The sequence below is a fragment of the Streptomyces virginiae genome, assembly GCF_041432505.1.
In the GTDB taxonomy this organism is placed as follows: domain Bacteria; phylum Actinomycetota; class Actinomycetes; order Streptomycetales; family Streptomycetaceae; genus Streptomyces; species Streptomyces virginiae_A.
This window is the reverse complement of record NZ_CP107871.1, coordinates 7,379,509-7,403,882: the sequence shown is the minus strand read 5'-3', so window position 1 is coordinate 7,403,882 and position 24,374 is coordinate 7,379,509. Positions and strand designations below refer to the sequence as shown.

The following is a 24,374-nucleotide window of genomic DNA, read 5'->3' as shown; positions in this document are numbered from 1 at the left end:
CCAGCCTGCCGCCGCCTCAGGCGAAGCGCGAGCTGGGCACCGGGCCGGGTGAGGCGACGCGGTCGCGGGGCGAGGTGAGCCAGCCGTCGCGGACGGCGGTCACGAAGGCTCGGAAGGCCTCGTCCGGATCGGGCGGGGTGGCGCCGTCGCCCCCGTCCGGGCCGGAGGCGGCCCGGACGATGTCCTGGGCGATCTCCGCCTCGGGCCTCTCGTCCTCCTTCCACGGCGGGGCCACGAACTGGCACAGCAGCGTGCTGAAGTCCGCGCTCACCGCCGGCGGATCGGTCCAGCAGGTGGCGTGCTCGGACAGGATCTGGCCGTCGGCGCGCGCGTGCAGGGTACGCAGGAGGTCCGGGTCGGTCGCGTTCAGGTCGTAGGCGACGACGAGGGTGTCCGTGCGTGCCGGCTCGTACGGTACGGCGGGCAGCCCGAGCACCTGCGCGGCGGCGAGCCCGAGGATCCGGTCGGACCGGCCGGGCAGCAGGGAAACCGTGCCGGGGCGGCGCCCCGCGGCCTCCAGGGCGAGCGCCAGGCGGGCCAGCCCGTGGCGGCACGTCTCGTGGGTGTCCCCGAGGTAGGCGAACCGACCGGTCATCCCGGCGTCCCAGCCGTACCCGGAGAGGGTGCCGAGGAGTCCGCCGGTCAGGCCGTAGTGCCAACCGCGCAGGTCGGTGCGGCCCAGCGGATCGGCGTGGCCGGCCGCGCTCCGGGCCCGGCGCGCCAGGCCGGTGCGGTGCAGCCGGAGCGTCTGGCGAGCGTGGGCACCGGACCACTGCGGGTCCTCGGGGGCGGGGAGGGCGCCGCCGATGCGCGCGGCGGTGTCCAGATCCCCGGCCAGCAGGGTGTGGTGGACGAGGAGGTACGTCTCGGGCCAGGCGGGCAACCCCGGGCCGCGGCCGGAGAGCAGGTCGACCACTTCGGCGTGCCGGTTCTCGTCCTCCAGGGCGGACACCAGCTCGGCGAGGAGTGCCCGCGAGTCGGGGAGCAGCCGGAGTCCCTCGCGCAGCGGTGCGACGGCGAGGAAGGCTATGCCGCGCTCGACGCAGGCGTAGCCGAGGTCGTAGAGGGCCTGGGGCTCGCCGGGCCGCTTGGCGGCGGCCTTGGCGGCGCCGGCCAGGTCCTTGAACCCGGCGGCGTCGGCCAAGGCCCGGGTGGCCTTGGCGAGTTCGGTGATCGATGCCGTCTCGGCGTGCGGCCGGAGGGACCGCACCGCCCCGGGCAGATCGTCCTTCTTGAGGAATCGGCGTACTTCATCAATGGCGTTGGTCATCGCCCCCGATCCTCACGGAGCGGCGCCGGGCCCGCAACGGACTTTCCCGGGCCGGTGACCGCGGGGCCGGTCCGGCCGGCCCCGCGGCCCGATCCCGCCGGCCGATCCCGGCGCCCGGGTCAGATCCGGGCGATCAGCGCGTAGCGCTCGTCGGTGACAGGACCGCCCCACAACTCCGCTTTTCCACCGAGCGGTTCGACACGTAGGTCGGACACCAGGGGCCGGACGGCCGCGGCCAGGTCCTCGGCGGTGATCCCGCCGTACCAGGGGAGCGATTCGGCTCCGGCGACATAGGGGACGTCGCTCCCGCCGGCTTCCCGCCACCGCCCCTCGACGAGAACCAGCCGCCCTCCCGGACCGAGCCGCGCGACCCAGGCGCGGAGCGCGGCCCCGGGATCGGGCAGGGTCCACACCAGGTGGCGGCAGAGCAGGACGTCGTACCGCTCCTGCCCGGTCGGCGGATCCGCGGCGTCGCCGACGAGGAACCGTCCCCGTCCCGCCAGGCCCGCGGCCGCGAGTTTGGCCTCGGCCCGCTCCACCATCCGGGGCGCGAGGTCCACCCCGGTGACCCGGTGCCCGGCCTCGGCCAGCAGCAGGGACAGCGAGCCGGTGCCGCAGCCGACGTCCAGGACGTCGAGGACGTCCGCGGGCCCGTCGGGCAGCCAGGATCTCAGCAGCCGGGACCACGCGGCACGGGTGTGCTCCTGGCGTAGGCCGTGGTCCGGCTCGTCGTCGAACGCGGCCGCGGCGGCGTCCCAGTACTCGGTGATGGCGTGGATGGGTTCGGACATGGCGGTGATCCTGCCGGAGGCCACCGACAACGGGCCGGGCCGGGCGGAGCGAGGCCGGGCGCGACGGGTCGGGTCGGGGCCGGAGCGGGCGGGGCCGGGTGGATCAGCCCATCACGAACTCGCACCACACGCATTTGCCGCCGCCCCGCGGTTCCACACCCCAGACGTCCGCCAAACGGTCCACCAGCATCAGGCCCCGCCCCGAGACGCCCGACTCCCCCGCCTCGCGACGGCGCGGCAGTGCGCTGGAGCGGTCCTCGACCTCCACCCGTAGGCGACGCTGGGGGCCCGCCAGGACCCGTAGGGTCACGATCGCCGGGCCGTCCGTGTGCATCAGGGCGTTCACGATCAGCTCGTCCGCGACCAGTTCGATCTCGTCGGCGCGCTCCCGCGCGCCCCAGGCCCGTACCGCCGCCCCGATCATGTGCCGGGCGGCCACCAAGGCCTCCGGGTCGCCCGGTGCCACGTGTTGCTGGAGGCGGCCGCCGCCTTCCTGGGCGGCCACCACGTTGCGGCGCAGCAGGAGCAGCGCCATGTCGTCGTCCCCGCCCCGTTCGTCGACGATCTCGCACAGCAGGTCCGCCAGGAGCGGCAGGTCCGCCGGCCCGCGGCGGATGTGGGAGGTCAGGAGCTGGATTCCGTCGTCGAGGTCGGCGCCCGGCTGTTCCACGAGGCCGTCGGTGCACAGCAGGATCGTTTCTCCTGGGTCCAGCTCCACCGTGGTCACCGGGTACTCCAGGCGGCCGAACTCCGCCGAGAGACCGAGCGGCATCCCGCCCGCCACCGGGAGCCGGTGGCAGTCCCCGTCTCGGGTCCGCAGCAATGGGTCGATGTGGCCCGCCCGGACCACCTGGAGGACGCCCGTCGCGAGGTCGGCCTCCACGTACGTGCAGGTCGCGAACCTGTCGGTGTCCAGCTCGTGCAGGAAGACGGAGGCGCGGGCCATGACGGTGCCCGGCGAGTGACCCTCGGCGGCGTAGGCGCGCAGCACGATCCGCAGCTGGCCCATGACGGCCGCCGCGTGCGTGTCGTGGCCCTGGACGTCGCCGATGACGGCGCCGACCCGGCCGCCCGGCAGCGGGATGACGTCGTACCAGTCGCCGCCGATGTCCTGGCCCATCCGGGCGGAGCGGTAGCGTACGGCGATCTCCCCACCGGCCACCGAGGGGATCCGCCGCGGCAGCATGGCCTGCTGGAGGCCCTCGGCCAGGTCGTGCTCCTGTTCCAGCAGCATGGCCCGCTGGAGGCTCTGCGCGATGCTGCTGCCGAGGGCGACGAGGAGGTTGCGCTCCTCCTGGGTGAAGCCGTCCTTGTCCTGGTAGAGCAGTCCGATCGCGCCGATCGGCCGGGCCTGGGCGATGAGCGGCAGGTACGCGGCGGCCGAGATCCGCATGTACGAGATCCTCGCCCAGAGCCCGGGGTAGTCCCGGGCGAACTCCTGCGCCGAGTCGAGGAAGCGGGGCTCCAGCGAGCGGACGACCTCGCTCATCGGATACTGCTCGTCGATACGGGTGTAGCGGGTGCCGGGGACGAAGCTGTCCTCCGGCCCCTCGGCGACCAGGTGGATCCGGCCGGCTTCGACGAGACCCATCACCATGCCCATCGAGCCGAGCCGTTCCAGTCCGTGCGCGTCGCCGATGACGTCGATGACGTCCCGCACGGTTCGGGCGTGCGCGAGGGCGGCGGTGGTGGACTCGACCACCGAGGTCTGGCGGCGCCGCTCCTCGTCCAGACCGAGCCGCTCCGCCGAGTGGCTGAGCTCGTCGGTGGCGTCCCGGACGATGCCGATGATCCGGTACGCGCGGCCGTCCTGGTTGCGCATGACGCGGCCCTGGGTGTGGGTCCAGCGCAGCCGCCCGTCGTGGCAGCGGATACGGAAGTAGGCGCCGTAGCTGTCCTCGCCGCTCTTGAGGGCGGAGGAGACGAGGGCGTCCAACCGGGCCGCCTCACTGGTGGGGACGCGCGGGTCGAGCGACTCCGGCCGGCCGTCGTACTCGTCGGGAGTCGTGTCGAAGACGTCGAGGGCGGCTTCGTCCATGTGCATGAGACCGGTGACCAGGTCCCAGTCGAAACTGCCCATGCGGTTCAGCGAGAGCGACCGGTCCGGGTGTGCGGGCCAGTCGTCCGGCAGCGATACGGTGGTCGGCACCGATCCACCATGACACACGGGCCGGTCAGGCGCTCTCCAGCGGATGACCCTCGTCCGAGGTCTGCGGCTGCGGGGCCGGGTCCGGGACCGTCCGGGAATCGCTCGCGTTCGGGTCGTAAGGAGCGTTGGGGTCGGACGGGCTGTTGGGGTCGGACGGGCTGTTCGGGTCGTACGGGTTCAGGGGGTCACCGGGCAGCGCGGCCGATCCGTCGGGATCCAGGGGAAACGCCTGCTCGCCGGGGGCGTGCGGCATGTCGGTCGTGCCGTCCCAGGGATCGGCGGACGGCGGCCGCTGCGGCAGTTCCGGCTGCCGTGGCCGGGTGGACGGGTTCGACTGCGTGCCCGGGTTCCGGGGCCGGTTCCCGCCGGGTGAGTCCTGCGAGGCCTGCGGGTCCTGCGCGCAGTCGGTCGCCCCGGGCGTCGGCGCCGCCGGGGCGTTCGGCGAGGCCGGTGCGGCCGGTGCGGCCTGGTTCGGCGGGCAGGGGTCGCCGGACGCGGCCCCGGGCGGGGTGACGGGCCCGTCCGGGATACCGGTGGACGGGTCGTACGGGGGCAGCGCCTTCGGGGGCCGGTCCTGCGCTCCGTCGTCACCGCGCTTGCGCTCGATCCAGGTGTTGTCGGCGATGTTGACGATCACCAGACTGTTGATCACGTGGGCGGTGGGTTCGATGACGACGACCTGGTTGGCCTGGTAGCCGCTCCACGGGTCCCCCTTGTGCTGCGGGGACCCTTTGGCGGTGCGCGGGGAGGCCAGCGGGTTTCCGCAGCCGCAGCGGACCCGGGGCATGCCGTGCTCGTCCACGAGGACGGCGGTGCCGGCCTGGAGGACGGACTGGAAGCCGTCAGCGGCGCCGTCGCGGAAGGCGTGGTTGGTGACCCGGGTATCGGCGCGCAGGACGACGGGCGTCAGGCCCCGCAGGAAGTCGGGGATCTTCTGCTCTTCGATGTTCGAGGCCTCGGCGAAGGCGCGGGACTTGTCCTTGTCCGCGGTCAGGAAGGCGACCTGCTGTTCCACGTCGCAGCTGCCGAGCCGCTGGGTGCCTCCGTACAGGCCGGGGGTGGCCGCGTTGACGGTGCGGATGCCCTGGCCGGTCGCGTTGGGCAGCGGGGGCTGAACGGGGGCGGACTCGGCGGTGGCCGTGGAGGCGGTGAAGGGGTCGAGGCCGGCGGAGGCCACGGGCTGGAGGTAGACCTCCTGGCTCTCGGCCCCGGGTGCGCCCTTCGGCTCCTCCGCGCTGCCGCACGCCGCGGCGAGCAGGCCGAGGAGGGCGAAGAGGGCGGCTCCGGCGGGTGCATGACGACGCGACGCCTGACGTGGTGTCGGAAGTGACGATCCGTTCACTTGAATCTCCCTGTTCGCCCCGATTTCTCCCTCTTGTCTGCCGCATCCGCGCAGGACCCGCAACCGGAGCGTTCCTTGAACATGTTCAAGGAACGTCGTAGGCTCACCCTTGCGAGTTGAACGCGTTCAAGGCGTTGGCCGCGGCGTTGGGGGGAGTCCAGGGTGACGGTACTGGTGAACGTGATCGTCACCCTGGGCATGCTCTACGTCGTCCCGGCCGGCCTGCGGCTCATCGACCCGGTCCACCTCCTGCGCACGGCCCGCCTCTGGCCGCTCGCGGCGGCACCCGGTGCGCTGTGCCTGTGGCTGCCCCGCGGCCTACCCGCCACCGCGCTCGCCGCGCTGTACGCGGCGGCCTGCCTGGCCCTCGCCGCCCGGGCCCCGGTCCGGCTGCTGCGCGCCCGCCCCCTCACCCCGCCCGCGATCGCCGTCGCCACCGCGCTGGTCTCGCCGTCGATCGCCGCCACCGCCCTGGTCTGCGAGCGTGCCGGACACCGGCTCTTCGGCTTCGACCTCGACATCCTGGCGCTGACCGTGCCCCACTTCCACTTCGCCGGGTTCACCGCGGCCCTGGTCGCCGGGCTGGTGTGCCGCGCCGTGAGCGGCCGCGCCGGGACCGATGGCCTCGCCTGCTGGGCCGCCTGCAGCGTCCCCGCGGGCACCCTGCTCGTCCTGCTCGGCTACTTCGTCGACGACTGGGCCGAGCTGCTCGGCGCGGTGGTCCTGACCGGCGGAATGTGGGCCGTGGCCCTGCTGACCTGGCGGGAGATCCGCCCCACCGGCCCGGACCGGACCACGCGGACCCTGCTCGCCACCTCGGCGGCCGTGCTCGTGGCCACCATGCTGCTCGCCCTGTGGTGGGCGGCCGGCGAAGCCACCGGGATCCCGCACCCCACCCTGACCTGGATGGCCGCCACCCACGGCCTCGGCAACGCCCTCGGGTTCGCCCTGTGCTCGGTGCTCGCCTGGCGCCGACTGACCGCCGAGGCGATCACCGCTGATGCCCGCGCGGCCCAGGCCCGCACCGCCCAGGCCCGAACGGCAGACCGTCCCGACCGCCGGCCCGGCGACCGCCCCGCGCCCGCACCACGTACGCCCTCCGACCGAGTGGAGATCTCGCCATGACCCGCCTCATCAGCGCCGGCCGGGACACCGTCAACTACCCCGACCGGGGCGCGACGGCCCACCGGCCACTGCCCGCCGGCTACAACCACCTGAACCACCGCACCCGACTCGGACACGGCCGGGCCGTCTTCGAGACCGCCGGAACCGCGGTCACCACCTTCCACGCCCACCGGACCTCGGGCATGCGGGTACGGGCCGACGACGGCGCGGTCCGGCCCGGCAGCCGGGCGATCGTGGGAATCGGCCTCGGGCCGCTGCGGATCGACGCCCCCTGCGAGGTGATCTGGACCGCGTACGAGCCCGCCCGTATCGGGTTCGCCTACGGAACCCTGGCCGGGCACCCGGAGTGCGGCGAGGAGTCCTTCATCGTGGACATGGACCCCGACGGCACGGTGTGGTTCACGGTCACCGCGTTCAGCCGCCCGAACACCTGGTACACCCGCCTCGCCGGACCGGTGATCCCTTTCCTCCAGCTGAGCTACGCCCGCCTGCTCGGTCACCACCTGCGCAAGCTGGCCGCCACCGCCTGACCGGTCCGATACTGGAGGCGATGGACTGGTTCACGGCGCCCGGGTACTGGCTCGCCCGGCTGGTCTTCCAGCGGGCCCTGGCCGGGGTCTACCTCGTCGCCTTCCTCGGAGCCGCCCTGCAGTTCCGGGCCCTGATCGGGGCGCACGGCATGACGCCCGTACCGCGCTACGTACGGTACGTGCCCTTCCGGCGCGCCCCGAGCCTGTTCCAACTGCGCTACTCCGACAGGCTCTTCGCCGGTTGCGCCTGGGTCGGAGCGGCGCTCGCCGCGGCGCTGGCCGCCGGGGCCGGAGACGAGGTGCCCCTGGCCGCGGCCATGGCGATGTGGGCCGTGCTGTGGCTGCTCTACCTCTCGATCGTGAACGTGGGGCAGACCTGGTACTCCTTCGGCTGGGAGTCGCTGCTGCTGGAGGTGGGCTTCCTCGCCGTCTTCCTCGGCAACGCGCGCGCCGGTCCGCCCGTGCTGGTGCTGTGGCTGCTGCGCTGGGTCCTCTTCCGCGTGGAATTCGGGGCCGGGCTGATCAAGATGCGCGGCGACCCCTGCTGGCGCAAGCTGACCTGCCTGTACTTCCACCACGAGACGCAGCCGATGGCCGGGCCGCTGAGCTGGTTCTTCCACCATCTGCCGAAACCCCTGCACCGGGTGGAGTGCGCGGCCAACCATGTGACCCAACTGATCGTCCCCGTGCTGCTGTTCACCCCGCAGCCGGTGGCCTCGTACGCCGCCGGGATCATCATCGCCACACAGCTGTGGCTGGTGCTCTCGGGCAATTTCGCCTGGCTGAACTGGCTGACGATCACCCTGGCGGTGTCGGCCGTGGACTTCACCGGCCTCGTGGGCGCGCCCCCGGCGGCCGCCTCGCGTACGGGTCCGGTGTGGTTCGTGGTCCTGGTGTGCGCGGTGACCGCGCTCGTCCTGTTCCTCAGCCGGCACCCGGTGCTCAACATGGTCTCGCGCCGCCAGGTGATGAACCGCTCCTTCGACGTGCTGCACCTGGTCAACACCTACGGGGCCTTCGGCTCGGTCGGCCGGGTCCGGATGGAGGTGGCGGTGGAGGGCACCGCGGACCGGGTGCCGCGCACGGACGGGGACTGGCGCGAGTACGGCTTCAAGGGCAAGCCCGGTGAACCGAACCGGATCCCGCGCCAGTTCGCCCCCTACCACCTGCGGCTGGACTGGCTGATGTGGTTCGCCGCGATCTCCCCCGACTACGCGCGGGACTGGTTCGGGCCGTTCGTGGAGCGGCTGCTGGCGGGTGACCGGGACACGCTGCGGCTGCTGCGCGCCAACCCCTTCCCGGACGCCCCGCCCGTTCATGTCCGCGCCCTGCTGTACCGCTACCGGTTCACGACGTGGCGGGAGCGGCGCGAGACGGGGGCCTGGTGGCATCGCACGCTCGTGCGCGAGTACCTCCCGCCGACCCGCCTCGCGGACGCGCACCGCTCAGAGCCCGAGTAGCGCGGCCTCCCGCTGCGCGGAGATGCCCTTGGCCGGTACGTCGGGACGCTGCGGGGCGACCCCGCCGAGGCTACGCAGCCAGCTCCAGGTGTCGGCCACGGTCTCCTCGACCGGCCGGCACCTGAGGCCGGCGGCCAGTGCCTTGGAGACGTCCCCGCGGTGCATGTGGTCGTAGGCCTCGCCCTCGGGAACCCAGACGGGCAGCTCGGTCCAGGGCTCCACGCCCGCGGCCAGGAGCCGGTCCGAGTCGGTCCAGCGCAGTTCCGCGCCGCCCCCGGTGGTCGCCGCGCAGGCTTCGAGGAGCCCTCCCATCGTGGCGTGTCCGGACGGGGAGACCAGGTTGTAGGCGCCCGCGCGCCCCGCCTCGGCCGCGTCCAGGGTCCAGCGGGCGAGGTCGCGTACGTCGATGTACTGGATCGGGAGTTCGCGCGGTCCCGGGGCGAGCACCGGGCCGCCGCGGGCGGTGCGCTGCAGCCACCACGGCAGGCGGCCGACGTTCTCGTAGGGGCCGAGGATCAGCCCGGCGCGTGCGAGCAGGGCGCGGTCCCCGAAGGCGTCGAGCGCGGCGAGTTCGCCGCCTCGCTTGTCCTCGGCGTAGTCGGTCGACCCGGCGTCCGGCGATCCCTCGACCAGGGTTCCGTCCTCGGCGAGGCCGGCCGGGGCGGGGTAGGCGTACACCGAGCGGCTGGAGACGTACGCGTACCGCGCGACCCGGTCGCGCAGCAGGCGGCCGCTGTCGCGTACGGCCGTGGGGGCGCCGCCCCAGGTGTCGACGACCAGGTCCCACTCCCCCGTGTCGAGGGCCGCCAGCCCACCGGGGGCGGTGCGGTCCCCGTGGAGGGCGGAGGTGCCCGGCGGGGGCGTGTGGTTTCCGCGGTGGAAGACGGTCACCTCCCAGCCCCGGGTCAGGGCGTCCTCGGTGATCGCGCGTCCGACGAATTCGGTACCACCCAGCATCAGCAGCTTCATGCCCGCCAGCCTGCCCGGGCGGGCGGGGCGGTGGAAGCGGTGATCGCCGTGAGCGATGACGCTCACGGCGTAGCCGGGCGGGGAACCTCACCCGGGCCGGCCGTGGTGGCTCCTTCGTCCGGGCAGGGCAGCGCCCCCGGTGCTCGTGGGCACGAGGGGGCGCTTGGCACCGCTGTGCGGACTAGTCGATACCGGGCAGGATGTGCGCCTCGGCCAGGTCGTCCTCGTATCCGGCCAGTCGGATCGGGGCGGATCGGGCCCAGACCTCCAGGCTTCCGAGTTCGTCGGTCCGGGGCTTCGCCCGCGTTCCCGTCCGCTCCATCGCCTTCGGTTCGGGCTTCGTCTTCTCAGTCACCGCGCACTCCTTCGTGTCGCGCAACCCGGCAAGCGGACCGCGCGCCGGGCAAGGGATGAAAGGTTTCCGGACGCGGTGGCGCCTTAGTGGAGCGCGGCCCGGATGGGGGCCGTCTTGATGCCCCAGAGTACACATATGAGCGGACCTCCGCTCGATAGGAAGGCAAAATCCGCTGCGCCCTCTTACTTTCGCTCCTGGTTCAGCAAGTCGTAGGCCTACGGGTACGTGGCGGGTGATCTGCTCGACCCCGGACGCGCGGGGTGTGACGGAGGGGGTCGGCGGTGGCGAGGTCCGAAGTGCCCGAGACTCAAGTCCCTTACGTCACAAGCGTGCTGGAGCTGATGGAGCTGTTGCGCACAGACCTCGGCGACCGGGGTCTGCGCACCGCGGCCCTGCTGCGCCGCTCACACCCCTTCGACAAGGAACTGCAGATCGCGGGCTTGGTGCACTGCCTCGGAAGTTTGCTCCGTCTGAGTGACGGAGCGGTTACGGTCGGAGTGGCGGCGGAGTCGATCCGCCCGTTGCTGGGCGAGCGGGTGGCCCGGCTGGTACGGCTGCAGGCGCCGCACCGGCCCACCGACGCGTACGCCGGACACCGCTGCGGCGACGACGCCGAGGCGGTGGCCACCTTGTGCCAGGCCCGGGACTCGGCCGGGGCGGCCGGCCTGGACGCGGGTGTGCTGGAGGACTGGCAGCCGCTGCTGGAACTGGTCGCGGCCGGTGCCCGCCGGGCCGGGTCGCCCGGGAACGCACGCGACCCCCTCGGTTCACCGAGGGGGTCGAGCAGGCCGTACAGGGCCTGGTAGGAGCCGGGCTCCGGGGTGGTTACCAGTTCGCGGGGGCGTAGTCCTTGAGGAAGACGCCGAACAGGTCCTCGCCGGCCTCGCCGCGGACGATCGGGTCGTAGACCCGGGCCGCGCCGTCGACCAGGTCGAGCGGGGCGTGGAAGCCCTCCTCGGCCAGGCGCAGCTTGTCGAAGTGCGGGCGCTCGTCGGTGATCCAGCCGGTGTCGACCGACGTCATGAGGATGCGGTCGGTCTGGAACATCTCCTGGCCGCTGGTCCGCGTCACCATGTTCATCGCGGCCTTGGCGGCATTGGTGTTCGGGTGCCCCGCGCCCTTGTAGCCGCGGCTGAAGACGCCCTCCATCGCGGAGACGTTGACGATGTACGCACGACCGCCTGCCGCCTTGCGGGCGGCCTCCGCCATGGCCGGCCGAAGCGCGCTGATCAGGATGAACGGCGAGGTGTAGTTGCACAGCTGGGTCTCGAGCAGCTCCACCGGGGAGATCTGGTCGATGGTCTGCACCCAGGTGTTGCTCTCGACGACGTCGGGCAGCAGGCCGCCGGCGTCGATGGCGGTGCCGGCGAGGTGCCGCTCCAGGCTGGCGTTGCCCGCGACCAGCGCGAGGTCGGCGACCTTCTGCGCCTCCAGCCCGCTCACACCGACGGGCAGCGCCGCCAGGCCGTCGACCGCGCCGGAGTTGAAGGCGCCGATGACGTGGTGGGCGGGGAGCTCACCGGCGGGCAGCGGGGCGCCCTCCCCCTCGACCAGCGCCGCGTAGGCGCTGGGGAGCCGGCGCACGGTCTGCGTGGCGTTGTTGATCAGGATGTCGAGCGGCCCGGCCCCGGCCACCTGCTCGGCGAGGGCCACGGACTGGGCCGGGTCGCGCAGGTCGATGCCGACGACCTCCAGGCGGTGCATCCAGTCCGCGGAGTCCTCCATCGCCTTGAAGCGACGGATGGCGTCCTTGGGGAAGCGCGTGGTGATCGTGGTGTGGGCTCCGTCGCGCAGCAGCCGCAGCGCGATGTACATGCCGATCTTGGCGCGGCCGCCGGTGAGCAGCGCGCGCTTGCCGGTCAGGTCGGCGCGGGCCTCCCGCCGGGCCCGGTTCTCGGCGGCGCAGGGCGGGCAGAGCTGGTGGTAGAAGTAGTCGACCTCGACGTAGCGCGTCTTGCAGATGTAGCAGGAACGCGGGCGCTGGAGTATCCCGGCGATCCGGCCGGCCTCCGTGACCGAGGAGGGCAGGATGCCCTCGGTCTCGTCGTCGATGCGCTCGGCGGAGCCGGTGGCGGTGGCCTCGGTCACGGCCTTGTCGTTGGCGGTCTTGGCGGCGCGGCGCTCCTGGCGGCGGCGCTGCTTGACCGTGCGGTAGAGGCCGGCGGTGGCGCGGCGTACGGTGATGGCGTCGGGGTGGTCGACATCGAGCTTGTCCAGCTCGTCGAGCACGCTGAGGCAAAGGGCCAGCCGGTCGGGGTCGATCCCGGGCCCGAAGGCGTGTCCGTAGTCCTGGCTGTCTTCGGTCACCGTCATCGCCGCTGCCGTTCCTTGATCACTCGTCCGCATCCGCCTGCTGCGGAAGTCCTCAAAAGGGCAACTGTACGGATGCCACGCGCCCGGGACCAAACCCGTTCCCGTCACCCTCACGCATCGCGTGCGCAGCGTCACCGTGCGCGGTGGTTCGCCCGCGTCGAGGCGCCGACGGAGGTCGCCTTCCGCTGCCTGAAGGGCCACGCTGCGTACTCCCGTACTACGCCGGGAGTATGACTGATCACCACCTGTGGGCGGAGGAATAGCGCAGGTGGGTCGGGCATTGTGGAGCTTATGAGTGCACTGGCGCTATCGGTCCTGCTCTGCCTCGTGTCCGCCCTCGCGTACGCGGGTGGCGCGATCGTCCAGGAACGGGTCGCGGCGACCACGCCGGACAGTCGGTACGCCCCGCTGCGTCGGGGTGGCTGGTGGGTGGCGGTGGGGTTGAACGGTCTCGGTGCGCTGCTGCACGTGGTGGCCCTCGCGTACGGGCCGCTGAGCCTGGTCCAACCGCTGGGCGCCCTGACCATCGTCTTCGCCCTGCCGATGGCCGCCGTCTTCGTACGGCGCCGGGCGGGCGCGGCCGCCTGGCGCGGTGCGGTGCTGGCCACGGTCGGCCTGGCCGGGCTGCTGGCGCTGACCGGCGGGAACGGGCGGGCGGAGCAGTCGCTGGCGCAGGACGAGCGGCGCCTGCTGCTGATCGTGACCGGGGCGCTGGTGCTGGCGCTGTTCCTGGCGGCGCACCGGATGCACCGGGCGGTGCTGCACAGTGTCCTGCTGGCCGCGGCCGCCGGAACGGCATTCGGCATGGCTTCGGTGTTCACCAAGTCGGTGGCCGAGGACTTCTGGCCGGGCGCGCTGTCCGGCCTGTGGCCCGACCTCGCGGCGATCGCGGTCCTGGCGGCGGGCGGGCTGCTGCTGTCGCAGGCGGCCTACCGGGGAGCCGGGCTGACCGCGCCGCTGGCCACGGTGACGGTGATCAACCCGGTGGTGGCGGCGACGGTCGGCATCACGCTGTTCGGCGAGGGCTTCCGGTACGGGGCCGCGGGCGCGACGGCGGCGGTGGCCAGCGCGACGCTCGCCGCGGCCGGCCTGATCCTGCTCACCGTCGTGCCCTCGCACGTGCGGGGGTCAGATGCGGACCCCGTGGCCTCGGAGGTACTTGAGCGGGTCGATGTCGGAGCCGTATCCGGGTCCCGTGCGCATCTCGAAGTGCAGGTGCGGTCCCGTGGTGTTGCCGGTCGAACCGGAGCGGCCGATGCGCTGCCCTCCGGAAACCTGCTGGCCGGCCTTGACGCCGAGCGCGGAGAGGTGGGCGTACTGGGAGTAGCGGCCGTCGGTGTGCCGGATGACGACCTGGTAGCCGTAGGCCCCGGCCCAGCCGGCGGAGACGACGGACCCGGGTCCCACCGACTTGACGGTGGTGCCGGTCGCCACCGGGAAGTCGACACCCGTGTGGTAGCCGCTGGACCAGGAGGATCCCGAGACGCGGTACGCGGTACCGAGGGCGGCGTCGACGGGGGCGGAGAAGCCGCCCGCGGCCGGCTTCTGCTGCGCTGAGGCGGGCTCCGGCGCCGGCTTCTCGGCGGGCTTCTCGACCGGCTTGGGCGCGGGCTTCTCGGCCGGTTTCTCGGCCGGCTTCTCGGCGGCCGGCTCCCCGGGCGTGACCGGATCGGCGGTCCGCGGTGGCTTCTCGGGGTCCTGCCGGGGTGGTGGCGGCAGGGCCGGGCCCGTGGTGACCCGCAGGGTGAGCCGCTGGCCCGGGAAGATCAGGTTCGGGTTGCCGCCGATGGTGGTCCGGTTGGTCTCGTACAGCGCCTGCCAGCCGCCCTCGACGTGCTGGTCGGTGGCGATCGCGGAGAGCGAGTCGCCGGGTGCGACGACGTACGGGTTCGGCAGGACGGTGGTTCCCGTCGGCACCGGTCCGCCGGCCTGCGCCGGAGCCGTCCTCGCCACGGGGGCCGCCGCGGCGGCGGGCGTCACCGGCGACTGTCCCCGCGTCTGCGGGGTGACGGCGGGCGCCGGGCCGCTGCGGGTGAGTCCGGCCCGCTTCCCGCACTCGGGCCAGGCGCCGGGCCCCTGACCCTTCAACACCTTCTCCGCGACCGCGATCTGCTGGTCCTTGGTGGCCAGGTCGGCGCGCGGGGCGTAGAGGGTACCGCCGAAGGCCCGCCAGGTGCTCTGGCTGAACTGGAGGCCGCCGTAGTAGCCGTTGCCGGTGTTGATGCGCCAGTTGTTCGTCGACTCGCAGGACGCGACCTTGTTCCAGGTGTCCACGGAGGCCGCGTGGGCGACTCCGGCCCCGATGAGCGGGAGCGCGATCCCGGCGCCACCGGCGGTAACGGCCAGTGAGGCCCGGTTGATGCTGCTCGGCTGATACCGGCGGTGCCGGCCCCGTACACCCATGGGAGCCCCCATCGAAGACATCAGGAACCGCATAACTTAACGGCGCGATCACAGCGTGACAAGAGGCGCAACGGGGCGCATGCCAAGGGAACTTGACTGTAGCTCGATGAGTAAAAAATCCCACGGGGCCCGTGCGGGGGTAGCTTCGGTGCTCCCCGCCCACCGAAGGCACACCGAAGCAAGCAGGAGCGCACCGATGAGCACCAGCACAGCCCAGATCGGCGTCACCGGACTCGCTGTCATGGGCAGCAACCTCGCCCGCAACTTCGCCCGCAACGGATTCACCGTGGCCGTCCACAACCGGACGGCGGCCAGGACCGTCGCACTGGTCGAGGAGTTCGGGCACGAGGGCGCCTTCGTGGCCGCCGGTTCGGCGAAGGAGTTCGTCGACGCGCTGGAGCGCCCCCGGCGCATCGTCGTCATGGTGAAGGCCGGGGAGCCGACCGACGCCGTGATCCGCGAGTTCGCCCCGCTCCTGGAGGAGGGCGACGTCATCATCGACGGCGGCAACGCGCACTTCGAGGACACTCGGCGCCGCGAGCGGGAACTACGGGCGCAGGGCCTGCACTTCGTGGGTGTGGGCATCTCCGGGGGCGAGGAGGGCGCGCTGCTCGGCCCGAGCATCATGCCGGGCGGCTCGACGACCTCGTACGCCTCCCTCGGACCGCTGCTGGAGAAGATCTCCGCGAAGGCCGCCGACGGCACGCCCTGCACCTCGCACGTGGGACCCGACGGCGCCGGACACTTCGTCAAGATGGTGCACAACGGCATCGAGTACGCCGACATGCAGCTCATAGCCGAGGCCTACCACCTGCTGCGCGAGGTCGCGGGCTACTCCCCCGCGAAGATCGCGGAGACCTTCCGGGCGTGGAACCGGGGGCGCCTGGACTCGTACCTGATCGAGATCACGGCGGAGGTGCTCGCGCACACGGACGCCGCGACCGGGCGCCCGTACGTCGACGTCGTGGCCGACGCCGCCGAGCAGAAGGGCACCGGACGCTGGACGGTGCAGATCGCCCTCGACCTCGGGGTACCGGTGTCGGGGATCGCCGAGGCGGTCTTCGCCCGCGCGGTCTCCGGCCACGCGGACCTGCGGTCGGCCGCGCGCGGGCTCGCGGGCCCGGCGGCCACCGCGCTCGCGCCGGAGGCGGCGGAGGCCTTCGCCGCCCAGGTGGAACAGGCCCTGTACGCGTCGAAGATCGTCTCCTACACCCAGGGCTTCCACCAGATCCGGGCCGGCAGCGAGGAGTACGGCTGGAACGTGGACCTGGGCGCCGTGGCCTCCCTGTGGCGCGGTGGCTGCATCATCCGGGCCGCGTTCCTGGACCGGATCCGGGCGGCGTACGACGCCCGGCCGGAGCTGCCGAGCCTGCTGGCGGACGCGCACTTCGCCGAGGAGATCGCCGCCGCCCAGGACGGGTGGCGGTCCGTCCTGGTGGCGGCCGTGCGCCAGGGCATCCCGGTGCCCGCCTTCGCGGCCTCACTGGCCTACTACGACGCCCTGCGCACGAAGCGCCTGCCCGCGGCCCTCACCCAGGGGCAGCGGGACTTCTTCGGGGCGCACACCTACCGGCGCACGGACCGAGAGGGCTCGTTCCACACCCTCTGGAGCGGCGACCGCTCCGAGGTCCGCACGGCCTAGACCCGGCTGAAGGGCCCGGGCCGGACCCGACTGAGGGGCCCGGGCTGCGGGATCGGCGCGGGCCCCGGCGGCGGTGGGATCGGGTCCGGCTCGGGCACGGGCCCGGGCACGGGTGGCACGGGCCGCGGCATGGGCTCGGGGTCGGGGAAGGGGTCCGGCCCCGGGACGGGCGGCTGTGTCTCTTCTGCGTCTCGCTTTCGCACCATATGGGCCACCTTCCCGCGATTGCGGCCGGTATGCCTGCACGACACCCTCTACGGGGGCGAACGCAGTGCCAGGCCCGCGGCCAGGCCCGGAGCCGGGCTGGAAAACACCGGAATCGGGGTCGTGACCAGGTCCGCGGCCCCGGCCATGGAGGCCTGGGCCAGCACGATGACGTCCGCACCGGTGACGGCATCGACGGCGGCGGCGATCCGGGCGAGGTAGCCGGCGGTGTCCCCGGCCTCGAAGCGCTCCCAGGCCCCGGTGACCAGGTGCGTGACGATCGACACCGGCCGGTCACCGGCCTCCTCGGCCAGCAGCTCCCCGGTCGGGGCGAGGGTGGACTCCAGGGCGGCCAGTACGGCGATCCGCGCCCCCGCCCGCACCGCGGCGGCCGCCATCGGCCGGTCCACCCGAAGCACCGGGGCACCGAGCTCCGCGGCCAGTGACTCCGCGGTCGCCCCGATGGTCGAGCAGGTGACCAGCACGGGCGGCCCCGCTTGTGCGAGCAGCAGCCCCCGAAGGGCCGGAGTCAGCGACTCCGGCCCTTCGGCGCGGGCCCGGTCCAGCAACTCCGGGACCACGAGGTGCCGCAGGACGGCCCCCGGATGGTTCCGGTCGCGCAGGGCGTCGAAGACCGGGACGTGCACGGGCGAGGTGTGCAGCAGGAGCAGATCGGTCACCAGCGGTCGGGAGCCGCGGCGAGCTGCGCCTTGGCCGCCAGGACGACCTCGGCGTCCGGCTCGGGCGCCTCGTCGGGATGTTTGGCGGCCCAGCTCGCCGCGTAGGGGCAGAGCGGCACCACGGGCACCCCTTCGGCGGCGGCGATCCCGTAGAAGGTCTTCACCAACCCGCCCGCGATACCGCGGCCCTCGTGCCCCTGATCGACGATGGTGTGCACCGCGACCAGGGCGTGGGGCGCGTCGGCGAGCACGAAGTACGCGATGTGGCCGACCACCGCCCCGTCCTCGACGGCGAGCAGCCGTCCGGCCTCACGGTCGTCCTGGAACTCGATCGGCATGATCCCGACTCCCCTCAGACGGCCACGGCGTGCGGGCTGCGCCGCTGGTCCGTGTTCGGCGCCGGGGCGGAGGGATCCGCACCCAGCTCGACGATCCGGTTGTCGGCGTCCACGTGCACCACACGGGGCTTCAGCACCCGGGCCTCGGCGTCCTCGACCTGCGCGTAGCTGATGAGGATGACCAGGTCCCCGGGGTGCACCAGGTGCGCGGCGGCGCCGTTGATCCCGATGACCCCGGACCCGCGCTCCCCCTCGATGACGTAGGTCTCGAGCCGGGCGCCGTTGGTGATGTCCACGATGTGGACGAGCTCCCCGGGCAACAGATCGGCCGCGTCCAGCAGGTCGGCGTCGACGGTCACGGAGCCGACGTAGTGCAGGTCGGCCTGGGTGACGGTAGCCCGGTGGATCTTGGACTTGAACATGGTACGAAGCATGGAGAAACTCCCGGATTGTCGGCTCCCTGCCTGCTTTACGCAGGTCAAGGGCAGTCCCGGCAGCCTACAACCGTTCGCAAGTTCGGTCAGCTTTCCCCGGGTCTTTCAGGACTCATGCTGACCGATTGCTGGATTTTCCCATACTTCATCAGGTTGACGTGGGTTGATCCGGCCACCGCGCCGCGTGAGCCCCTGGGTCCGGCACAGCCGGCCAAGGCCTCCGGCCCGCCGTCAGCGTTCCAGGAACCACCAGCGGCTCCGCCCTAATCGGAATCCCGGTTCAAGCAGAGTCAATTTCAGCCAGCCCGTCCTGCACGGCAAGGAGAAGGACAACCGAGAACACCGCAGGGTCCGGGCCCTCGTCGAGCACACCTTCGCCCGAATGAAAAACTGGAATATCCTCCGCAAATGCCGCCACACAGGCGACGGCCCTTCAGGCGGGGCAGCGTTCATTGGCGACGATACGGCGCGTGCGTCGAGCGGCATCAGCCTGCCTCGTCCCGCGCCTGCACGCACGCATGCGCAGCAACGAGTTGGCCCGGTACCGGAGCGCCGTCCAGCAGAGGCCGACTGGCACGAGGCCGTCAAGCAAGGTCCTTGTCGCCGTCGGCGAGCGGGCGGGCTCTCCGCCTCGTCCACGCTGCACGGAATCCGTCTCCGAGCCATCCGCCACCACTGCGCCTTGCTGCTCCCCGGTGCCCACCGCGCGTCCCTGAATCACCCACCGGGACCCGTCGTGCTTTCAATGGTCATCTCAACCCAGGTTCCTGAAACAGTTTTGCGCGGATGACAGTCCGAATGGTGACACGCAGCCTTGCGGTTCAGTCCAGCCGGGCTCCCGACTGTGATCGATTGATCACAGCCGATACCACCTGGTGGGCAGCTCTGCGTCGGCCGCCTGCCCAGACTGCTGCTTCAAGTCGCAAGCCAACGAACAGGAGAAGGCAGTGGAAGGATCCTGGCCGCAGAGCGTCCCGCTGTCCGCCGCAGCAACAACCGGTGTACCCCCGAGCACGACAAGCACGATGTTTGTCGAGGTGCAGCGTGCAGATACGAAAGCGACGGCGCTGTGCGGAGTCACCGGTGCACTACTCGCGATCGTGTCGGGGACGGCGCTGTCCACACCAGTCGGCTCGTCACGCTTGCTCAGTGCGGCTGTGGCACTGGTGGGCACGCTGCTCGGAGCAGCCCTGGTATCGGCACTCACAGCCTTGCGCCCCGTCTTCCCCAAGGACAACGGGCTCGTATGGCGCGAGCAGCTCGTCGGCGGAGGCAGTGGAAGTGGGCACGCATTGGCGTCCGTTCCGCGCACGATGGACTGCACGGAGGGACGAGAACGTGAGGCCGCTCTGACCGCCCTCGCACGCCGGAAGTTCCGGGCAATCAAGGTGGCCGTCGATCTCACCGTGGCCGCAATCAGTGTGGCCGGATCGGTGTTGTTGCTCACCTTCCTCGTGTCCTGAAACCCTCACCCCTTGCGGGATGGTCCCTACGTTTGGGGGGATATGTATCAGTCGCATTTGGCAGTGATCGGCGAGAATCTGTGGTCGCAGTTGCGTGGCCTCGCCCCCATACGGGTGCGCCCGGCCCGCAGCGTCCTCCTGCGGCAGGGGGATCCCGGCACCCATGTGGTCCTACTGGCTTCGGGGTCGACGCTCGTGACGCTGACGGGGCCGAATGGGGAACGGGCCCTGCTCGCGGTACGCGGCCCGGGTGAGCTGCTCGGCGAACTGGCCGTTCTGGATGCCCAGCCCCGCTCGGCTTCCGTGATCGCTGCGGAATCCTGCCGCGTGCACCTCATTCCGGCCCCCGAATTCCTTTCCTTCGTCGAGAGCAACGGCCTGCTCAACCCGTTGCTGCGCCATGCGATCGCGCGGGTCAGGGAGTCCGAGGCCGTCAGGCTCGAACTCGCCACCGCGTGTGTTCCCGTTCGCCTGGCGGGTGCCCTGAGCCGGCTCGTGGATGCGGCTTCGACGAATCGGTCGGCGGTCAGTGTCCGATTGACCCAGGAAGAGCTCTCCCAGATGATCGGCGCTTCCCGCAACGCCGTCGGTACGGCGATCAAGCCGTGGCGGGAAGAGGGCTGGCTGGAGACGGATCCGGGCGGCGGACTGCTGATCCACGACATCACATCGATCGAGGCCCACGCCCGCAGCACGATGTGACCGGCCGCACCCGGGTGGTGCCCAGTAGTGGGCACCACAGCGCGCCCGGGCCGATCAGCATGGGGCACTCAACTCCTCCGTCGTGACCGAAAGGTCGGTGACAGCATGCCCCTTGCCCCGCCCACGCCCCTCGACGTCCCTCCGGAGCAGGCGCTCCTGGCCGTGGATATGCAGGGCTACAGCAAAATCCCGGAAGCGAAGATGGCACCGGTCCGTTCGGATCTGGATGACGTCCTCACCAACGTGCTGGCCCACATTGGGCTGCAGGACCCACGAGACCTGCGGGGCGCGTTCAAGGACACCGGCGACGGGGCCATCTTCGTCATGCCCGCCAAGGACATCGCACGGCTGGTCGACCCGCTGCTGGAACACCTGCACGCAGCGCTCGTCCGGTACGACCGTGAGCGGCTCGCCAGCGCTCCGGCGATCCGGTTGCGTGCCGCCGTGCACGTCGGACCGCTGTCCCTGCCGGACCACCGTGGCGACGCCATCAACGAGGTGTGCCGACTGCTCGACAGTCAGGTCGTGCGCACGGGCCTGACCGTGGCCCGGGAACACCGGAGCGGCTTTCTGGCCGCCGTCGTCTCGGAGGCGGCGTTCCGCCGCACCGTCCGTGCGGGACGCACGCCGGACCTCGACGAAGAACACTTCCTCCGCGCCACGGCGCGGGTGGACGGCAAGGCGTTCGAGGAGCCGTGTTGGCTGTTCGTACCCCAGATGACACCGCGAGCCCTCGCCCCGCTCATCGAACCGGACCCACCCGGAGGTGAGGGCGGAACGGCTGCGCCGACGGCGTCGGCCGGCTCGAGCAGCACGCCCGCTGTCTTCCAGTTCAACGGCGAGATGACCGACACCACTGTCATCAACAAGGTCGGGACGATGCGCATCGACCGGCGCCGGATCTGACTCTGCCCGTGCCCTCACACCCCCCACCATGTGGAAAGGAACCAGAGAGCGTATGCCCGACGATCGTCCCCTTCTTTCTCCCCGCCCGTCCGACGAGTCCGCTCCTCCTCGGGCGGGAGAGGACAGCAGGACACCGTGGCCGTCCGGCCTGAGTGGTGGTGCCACCGCCGAAGGTGCGGAGGCTACAAGCAACGGGCGGACGGGTCCGCCAGCGTTCGTCCGGCCGTCCTTACCGGATGCCGGGGTGACGCCGATCACGGTGCACCGTCCGGAGTTCTTGATCGGCAACGTCGAAAAGATGGTCAACGAAACCCGCAAGCACGACATCCTCGAAGGACCCGTTCTTCCTCGTCACTGGATCAAGCAGGAGCCGATCGTCCGGGAAGGCCAGTGGGCCGAGACCTGGGAGCAGGCTCTGAATCCAGAAGACGGACGCCTTCGGCAGCACGTACTGGTCATCGTCGCACCGCGTTCGTTTGGGTCGACCACGCTGGCCCTGCACCTCCTCGCCTGGCACACGGACGAGGAGACGGACATCGTGAAACTGGACGCGGACTGGAAGACACCCAAGGTAGGCCGGCTTCCCGCCGAGGAACGTCACGCCTACCAGCTCGACCTCAAGGACCCCGACCACGACCGGGCTTCGGCCGACTTCCTCACCATGCTCGAACAGCATGCCCAGCTCCTGGAGAAACTGGGCTCCTACCTCGTCCTAAACGTGGCCAAGGACCTCTGGGCGGATAACTACATCCCAGACCACTCAGGCATTCACGTCGTATATCTCAACGAGCCTCCACCGGCCCGGAGCGTCGTGGAAGCCCGGCTGAGGGCCCGTGAAGCTCCCGGGCTGATTCCCTACCTTCACTCCGCCGACAAGGCCAAGGCTTCGCTCGGCCATCTCGACGCCGTGGAAGCGGTTCGCACAGCGGACTCGATCGTGCTCGCGTGGCGGGAACACGAACGGCTGACCGGTTCCTCGTTCCCCATGGACGTTCCGACGTCGTGGTCCGCGCTCGATGCCGGACTTGCCGAACGGATCACGTCCGCCCTGTCCGACTGGCGGGACAAACTCGACATCCTGTTCGGGGAGGCGACCTCCGTGCACGGCGGCAAGGACACCTCGCTGCCGCTGGAGGACCGCTGTCTCCTCCTGGCCCTCGCCGTGTGCCAATCCGCCCCGATGCCCGAGGTAGCCAGGGCCGCCCGGGGCCTGCAGGACATCATCAGCGCCGACGCCGCCGGCGCGAGCGGCTTCGCCTTGACGACAAGTCAAGCGTTCGCGGGCCGTGGATTGCGCCGCCGTGTCGTCGATGCCGGTGCCGGAGTCGGCACCCACGACGAGGTCGTCTTCGACCAGCCTGGCTACGGCAGGGCCGTCCTGACCTACGTCTGGGACAACTACGAGGTCATGCGAGAGCCCTTGCTCAAATGGCTCGTGTCCGGGGATGGCGGCAGCGAGGCGAACGAGCACGTCGTGGAGGCCATCGCCGCTCTGACCCTGCGGCATGGGAACGTCGCCCACCTCATCCAACTCGGCTCCCCGGCCCACCCGGCGAAGAAGGAACTCCTCAGCGCCCTCTTGGTCCAGGCCGTGCAGGACGAGCACATCGGACGCCAGGCCTGGGGCATTCTGTATGGCTGGGCATCGGCCAAGGAACGCGCGGTCACCGTCGTGGCCACCTGCCGACAGGTCTTGACCACCTCGGATGTCACGTCTTCTCAGGCCAGGATGGCCATGGTCCGGCTGCGGCGAGCCGCCAACAGCGGGCACGAATCAGCCTGGTCCGAGGTGCTCAACGCCTTCGTGGAACAGGCACAGCACCCCGCCGGGGTGGCCCGACTGGTCACCGAGGTAAGCGCCTGGCAGCAGTCAGGTCGATCCCACGGGGCCGGCACGGCGGCCTTCCTGGCCCTGATGTCCGTACCGGACACCACCGGCACCACCCCGTGGCTACTGTCCGATGAGGTCCCGTCCGATGTGGACGTGAAGCGGGCCTTGCAGAACTTGTTGGGAGACATCGCGACGGCGCCGGATGCCATCAACCGCCTCACCATATGGATCAGGCAGTCGGCAACCGACCCCGACTCTTACGCCCGCGTCCGCGACGGGTTGCTCCCGGTCTTGCGCGGCCAGAAGATCTTCAAGGCTTCCGTGAGCCTGATGCAAGCACTGGAGCACGTTGCGGTCGACGGGGACACGAACGCGGCCAACGACTTCTGGGACCGCCTGGTCGACCCGCGTGTCCGCATGGTGATCCAGCTCAACAGGAATCCGGCATGAGGTGGTTCTGGCAGCGTCGGGCTCGCACGGTCCACTGCACCCAGCCGCGGATGCTTCGCTGCGCGACCGCTGGCGTCCATTTCGAGGCCACGTTCACGATCGAATGGCGCCCCGCACTGCGGACTCGGCCCAATCTCGAAGATCTCGTACTCAGCCGGACCCTGGCGCGGGCCGGGGAGGTCGCGCAGCTCTTCGAAGCCGTCGAGGTGCGCACCGCACAGGACACAATCAACGCCGAGTTCGGTACCCCTGAGTACACACGCGCCACCGGTTACCGGTGCCTGGGTGCCCGCGTGGAACTGGCGCTCTCAGAGAGCACACGGGAGGACCTCGCTCAGCAGCGGGCGGACGAGGCACGCGTACGGCGGCTGCGATTCCTGCGCACGAACCTGTACGAACAGCCCGACCTCTTCGTGCTCGACCGGATCGAGCGGCAGGGCGATTGGCCGGGCGCTCAACAGGTGGCCGAATGGCAGCGTTTGGCACGGTGGATGGTCGCGGCTGACGAATGGTGGCAACCCATGCTCGACCAGTGGGAAAAGGTCGGCCAGGGCTTCAACGACATCGAGCTGCAGAACCGGGCCATGCTCGCGCTCTGCGATGCGCTCCAGAAGCTGAAGGGCAATGACGCGTCGGACGACCCATCCGCCTCTTCCCCTGGTGCCGCGGAAGGGCGGCGCAAGGAATGAGCCTGACGCTTTGGCGGATCGTCCTGGACCCGCTCTCTTCCTGGCGTGCGCTTCGCCTGCGACGCGAAGCAGGCACCCACCTGTCATTCGACGCGGCCTGGCGGCAGGCACGGATGCTGGCTGCGCCGGACGAAATGGTCTACCGGCTGCACGGCCACCAGTTCCCCATCGAGGATGCGGCAAGCGGACCTGCGCAATCAGAAGGGAAGACGTACCGCCTTCCGTAAGCACCTGTTGCGCGTTCCCAGGCTCCATCCCCACGCACGTGGAGATTGGAGACTCTCTTGCCGCAGAAGGCGCCGAATCAGATGCTGTCCGCGGCAGACTC

General features: G+C 71.4%; 22 protein-coding genes and 2 pseudogenes. 13 read left to right on the top strand and 11 right to left on the bottom strand.

Annotated features, from left to right (window positions below; all coding sequences use genetic code 11):
- Positions 1–16: 16 nt before the first annotated feature.
- The 4 genes from OG624_RS34030 to OG624_RS34015 form a co-directional block, all read right to left on the bottom strand.
- Positions 17–1,270 carry a hypothetical protein gene (locus tag OG624_RS34030; protein ID WP_161288158.1) on the bottom strand — a complete coding sequence of 418 codons (1,254 nt, stop codon included), beginning with the start codon at positions 1,268–1,270 and terminating at the stop codon, positions 17–19.
- A gap of 119 nt (positions 1,271–1,389) precedes the next feature.
- Complete coding sequence (locus OG624_RS34025) at positions 1,390–2,061, bottom strand: class I SAM-dependent methyltransferase (protein WP_371640215.1); 672 nt, start codon at positions 2,059–2,061, stop codon at positions 1,390–1,392.
- A 103-nt stretch (positions 2,062–2,164) separates the two neighbouring features.
- On the bottom strand, positions 2,165–4,228 hold the full coding sequence (locus OG624_RS34020; protein WP_033224059.1) for a SpoIIE family protein phosphatase: 2,064 nt from the start codon (positions 4,226–4,228) through the stop codon (positions 2,165–2,167).
- Between the two features lie 7 nt (positions 4,229–4,235).
- Positions 4,236–5,552, bottom strand: coding sequence for a DUF6777 domain-containing protein (locus tag OG624_RS34015; protein WP_371640214.1), 1,317 nt, complete (start codon positions 5,550–5,552; stop codon positions 4,236–4,238).
- A gap of 162 nt (positions 5,553–5,714) precedes the next feature.
- Between OG624_RS34015 and OG624_RS34010 the strand changes: the two genes are divergently transcribed.
- Genes OG624_RS34010 through OG624_RS34000 form a run of 3 tightly spaced genes read left to right on the top strand, consistent with a single transcriptional unit; the run spans position 5,715 to position 8,667 of the window.
- Entirely contained in the window at positions 5,715–6,677 is a 963-nt protein-coding gene (locus OG624_RS34010; RefSeq protein ID WP_371640213.1) for a YndJ family protein, read from the top strand.
- Entirely contained in the window at positions 6,674–7,207 is a 534-nt protein-coding gene (locus OG624_RS34005; RefSeq protein WP_033224060.1) for a DUF1990 family protein, read from the top strand. The genes OG624_RS34010 and OG624_RS34005 overlap by 4 nt, the downstream gene beginning before the upstream one ends.
- 20 nt (positions 7,208–7,227) lie before the next feature.
- Positions 7,228–8,667 carry a lipase maturation factor family protein gene (locus tag OG624_RS34000; RefSeq protein ID WP_371640212.1) on the top strand — a complete coding sequence of 480 codons (1,440 nt, stop codon included), beginning with the start codon at positions 7,228–7,230 and terminating at the stop codon, positions 8,665–8,667.
- On the opposite strand, the gene OG624_RS33995 is transcribed toward OG624_RS34000, so the two are convergent.
- Both OG624_RS33995 and OG624_RS33990 read right to left on the bottom strand, forming a co-directional pair.
- The gene (locus tag OG624_RS33995; RefSeq protein WP_371640900.1) at positions 8,653–9,636 is read right to left on the bottom strand and encodes an NAD-dependent epimerase/dehydratase family protein; all 984 of its coding nucleotides are present in this window, start codon (positions 9,634–9,636) and stop codon (positions 8,653–8,655) included. The two genes, OG624_RS34000 and OG624_RS33995, sit on opposite strands and share 15 nt — an antisense overlap.
- A gap of 181 nt (positions 9,637–9,817) precedes the next feature.
- On the bottom strand, positions 9,818–9,991 hold the full coding sequence (locus OG624_RS33990; RefSeq protein WP_158711909.1) for a hypothetical protein: 174 nt from the start codon (positions 9,989–9,991) through the stop codon (positions 9,818–9,820).
- A gap of 329 nt (positions 9,992–10,320) precedes the next feature.
- Between OG624_RS33990 and OG624_RS33985 the strand changes: the two genes are divergently transcribed.
- A complete protein-coding gene (locus OG624_RS33985; RefSeq protein WP_063734163.1) occupies positions 10,321–10,797 on the top strand; it encodes a hypothetical protein in 477 nt (158 codons plus the stop codon).
- Positions 10,798–10,816: 19 nt separating this feature from the next.
- On the opposite strand, the gene OG624_RS33980 is transcribed toward OG624_RS33985, so the two are convergent.
- Positions 10,817–12,304, bottom strand: a complete 1,488-nt coding sequence (locus OG624_RS33980) for an SDR family NAD(P)-dependent oxidoreductase (RefSeq protein WP_033224062.1) — start codon at positions 12,302–12,304, stop codon at positions 10,817–10,819.
- Between the two features lie 291 nt (positions 12,305–12,595).
- Between OG624_RS33980 and OG624_RS33975 the strand changes: the two are divergent.
- Positions 12,596–13,543 (top strand): annotated as a pseudogene (locus OG624_RS33975) (DMT family transporter); the annotation flags it as partial.
- On the opposite strand, the gene OG624_RS33970 reads toward OG624_RS33975, so the two are convergent.
- Positions 13,433–14,707: a transglycosylase family protein gene (locus tag OG624_RS33970; protein ID WP_371640211.1), complete on the bottom strand. Its 1,275-nt coding sequence runs from the start codon at positions 14,705–14,707 to the stop codon at positions 13,433–13,435. The pseudogene OG624_RS33975 and the gene OG624_RS33970 sit on opposite strands and share 111 nt — an antisense overlap.
- 196 nt (positions 14,708–14,903) lie before the next feature.
- On the opposite strand from OG624_RS33970, the gene gndA reads away from it, so the two are divergent.
- Positions 14,904–16,349, top strand: coding sequence for an NADP-dependent phosphogluconate dehydrogenase (gene gndA, locus OG624_RS33965; RefSeq protein ID WP_033224065.1), 1,446 nt, complete (start codon positions 14,904–14,906; stop codon positions 16,347–16,349).
- Between the two features lie 254 nt (positions 16,350–16,603).
- Here gndA and OG624_RS33960 read toward each other — a convergent pair whose 3' ends face one another.
- From OG624_RS33960 to panD, 3 genes are read right to left on the bottom strand one after another with little or no spacing between them, the layout of a single operon-like run.
- Complete coding sequence (locus OG624_RS33960) at positions 16,604–17,233, bottom strand: aspartate/glutamate racemase family protein (RefSeq protein WP_371640210.1); 630 nt, start codon at positions 17,231–17,233, stop codon at positions 16,604–16,606.
- Positions 17,230–17,571 carry a GNAT family N-acetyltransferase gene (locus OG624_RS33955; protein WP_033224066.1) on the bottom strand — a complete coding sequence of 114 codons (342 nt, stop codon included), beginning with the start codon at positions 17,569–17,571 and terminating at the stop codon, positions 17,230–17,232. The genes OG624_RS33960 and OG624_RS33955 overlap by 4 nt, the downstream gene beginning before the upstream one ends.
- 14 nt (positions 17,572–17,585) lie before the next feature.
- Positions 17,586–18,005: an aspartate 1-decarboxylase gene (panD, locus tag OG624_RS33950; protein ID WP_371640209.1), complete on the bottom strand. Its 420-nt coding sequence runs from the start codon at positions 18,003–18,005 to the stop codon at positions 17,586–17,588.
- 301 nt (positions 18,006–18,306) lie between these two features.
- On the opposite strand from panD, the pseudogene OG624_RS33945 reads away from it, so the two are divergent.
- The 7 genes and pseudogenes from OG624_RS33945 to OG624_RS33915 all read left to right on the top strand — a co-directional run.
- Positions 18,307–18,435 (top strand): annotated as a pseudogene (locus OG624_RS33945) (transposase); the annotation flags it as partial.
- Between the two features lie 595 nt (positions 18,436–19,030).
- Positions 19,031–19,468: a hypothetical protein gene (locus tag OG624_RS33940; protein ID WP_158711729.1), complete on the top strand. Its 438-nt coding sequence runs from the start codon at positions 19,031–19,033 to the stop codon at positions 19,466–19,468.
- A gap of 42 nt (positions 19,469–19,510) precedes the next feature.
- Positions 19,511–20,170: a Crp/Fnr family transcriptional regulator gene (locus OG624_RS33935; protein ID WP_030756472.1), complete on the top strand. Its 660-nt coding sequence runs from the start codon at positions 19,511–19,513 to the stop codon at positions 20,168–20,170.
- 105 nt (positions 20,171–20,275) lie between these two features.
- Positions 20,276–21,076: a hypothetical protein gene (locus tag OG624_RS33930; protein ID WP_371640208.1), complete on the top strand. Its 801-nt coding sequence runs from the start codon at positions 20,276–20,278 to the stop codon at positions 21,074–21,076.
- A 244-nt stretch (positions 21,077–21,320) separates the two neighbouring features.
- Positions 21,321–23,357 (top strand): hypothetical protein, encoded by a 2,037-nt coding sequence (locus tag OG624_RS33925; RefSeq protein ID WP_371640207.1) that lies wholly within the window; start codon positions 21,321–21,323, stop codon positions 23,355–23,357.
- Positions 23,354–24,046: a hypothetical protein gene (locus tag OG624_RS33920; protein ID WP_051762570.1), complete on the top strand. Its 693-nt coding sequence runs from the start codon at positions 23,354–23,356 to the stop codon at positions 24,044–24,046. The genes OG624_RS33925 and OG624_RS33920 overlap by 4 nt, the downstream gene beginning before the upstream one ends.
- Complete coding sequence (locus tag OG624_RS33915) at positions 24,043–24,273, top strand: hypothetical protein (protein WP_078909006.1); 231 nt, start codon at positions 24,043–24,045, stop codon at positions 24,271–24,273. The genes OG624_RS33920 and OG624_RS33915 overlap by 4 nt, the downstream gene beginning before the upstream one ends.
- Positions 24,274–24,374: the final 101 nt, after the last annotated feature.